Here is a 1,843-nt window from a genome sequence, read left to right on the forward strand (position 1 = left end):
AAAAAAGACTACTAAAAAAGACTATGGATCAGCGAATCCGTAGTCTTCTTTTTATGGGATTAATCAAGCATTAAGCAAAAAGTTGGGGTAGAACTTCAGAGGCAGATTTCCAACCGTCTTGTCCTTCAGTCCAGATTAGGGTATCGGGAGTGATTTTACCTTTGCCTTTCCCCCTCAATTGGGATTCAGGAATTGGGAGAGCAGCCCCATCCTTAACAATGTGCCAAATCCTTGATACTGCTACTGGTACTGGTGGCGGTAAAGCAGTTGGAATAGTCGGGGGAATCGGGGGAATCGGGGAAGTCGGGAGAGTTAAGGTAACAGATTTGGGATTCTGAATAGCTTTCTCGAAGGAGTCGAAGAACCGGACTCTAGGTTTAGTCCTAGCTTTAGCGATAATTTGTTCTCCGGTTCTAGGATTGCGAGCTTGTCGTTCCCCCAGTTCTTTAGGGTAAAAGACTCCAAAATCAACGATTTTGACTTCGTTGCCTGCCCGTAGTTCTAATTGGACAAATTTGATAAAAGATTCAAGGACTGATTGAATGGTAGCTTCACTAAATCCCGTCGTTCTTTCAATATAAGAGGTGTCTAGCATCTATCAATGAGTAATTTGTTAATTTGATTGTAATTGCATTTACCAAATTGGTCAACTGCTAAAAATATTTGAAACCTCTTGACACTCTAACCCTACTCCTGACGGGATTATGAGCTTAATTGTACCCTAAATATTTCAGAATATTGATTCAATTACTATCTATTTGCACCCGAAGAAAATACTAAACTATAGGGAAAGTCTCAGGGAAAAGCTAAGTGAATCTAACACCATTTCATATTAGCCCTACGAGTTTAATACCTGTTCTGACTGGATTACAGCAAGAAATCAGAATGCCACCCTATTGAGCTTAAATGTTTAAATGTTCAGACATTCAAATGTTTAAATATCTGAATGTTCAGACAACCAATTATCAACGAGTTGTTCAATGATTTGACTCATTTCCTCACCGTCTATTGTGGCTTGGGTTTTCAGCTTCCGGTGCAGTTCGCGTGGAAGGTAAATAGTGGTTCGGACATAGTTGGGGTCTTTGCTTTTGCTGAGTTTGTCCACACCGGATAAATCGTCTGGGGGTGTTGTGGCATCTTTGCCTTTGGCGACATTAAACAAATTATCAAAACGGCTCATGGTAATATCTCCAGTCCAACTTGTTGATAACATTGCCATGCGGCTTTGGAGTAGGGATCATTCACCTGGCCAACAGAAATACCTTCTAAGGCGGCTTTTTGAAACACTGCCAATCGTCTAATCCCCCCTTGAAAAATTGGGAGTCCGGCTTTTTGAATAGCGAGTCGGGCTTCGGAGCCACTGCGATTAGGTTTGGGGGGAATTACAGTCAAAAGGATTTTATAATTACTCTGAAGACTATGCAGAGCATCGACCATTTGTAATGTGGCTCGGATTGCTAAAGCGTCGGGAGAAGTGGGGAGCACCAATAAATCACATCCTTCCGCAATCGTTTTTAAGTCTTCGGGATTGGGTCGGGCTGGTGTATCAATCACAATATGCTCAAATTGCCTTGCAAACTTGACCCCTTGTTTCTCATCCACAACTTTCACAGGCAATGTCCCCCGACTAGCCCAGTCCAAAGCACTGCGGTTTAAATCTCCATCCACTAGGAGAGTGTCGGCTTTGGTTTGTAGATAAACTGCTAAATGCAGGGCAGTGGTAGACTTCCCTACTCCCCCTTTGAAAGATGCTACTGTTATAATCATCTGGACATCTGAATGTTTAAACATTTCAAGGACTGCAAATCACAATATCTGCTGTCCTTATTTTATAGGTTTCTGA

3 protein-coding genes are annotated in these 1,843 nt (G+C 42.1%); all 3 read right to left on the minus strand.

What is annotated here, in order from left to right:
* Positions 1–70: 70 nt before the first annotated feature.
* Entirely contained in the window at positions 71–595 is a 525-nt protein-coding gene (locus PL9631_RS25545) for an HU family DNA-binding protein (RefSeq protein ID WP_083624799.1), read from the minus strand.
* 339 nt (positions 596–934) lie between these two features.
* Entirely contained in the window at positions 935–1,180 is a 246-nt protein-coding gene (locus tag PL9631_RS25550) for a plasmid partition protein ParG (RefSeq protein ID WP_083624801.1), read from the minus strand.
* Positions 1,177–1,767, minus strand: coding sequence for a ParA family protein (locus PL9631_RS25555; protein WP_083624803.1), 591 nt, complete (start codon positions 1,765–1,767; stop codon positions 1,177–1,179). Before PL9631_RS25555 ends, PL9631_RS25550 begins: the two co-directional genes overlap by 4 nt.
* Positions 1,768–1,843: the final 76 nt, after the last annotated feature.

This window comes from Planktothrix paucivesiculata PCC 9631 (assembly GCF_900009265.2).
Classification (GTDB): Bacteria; Cyanobacteriota; Cyanobacteriia; order Cyanobacteriales; family Microcoleaceae; genus Planktothrix; species Planktothrix paucivesiculata.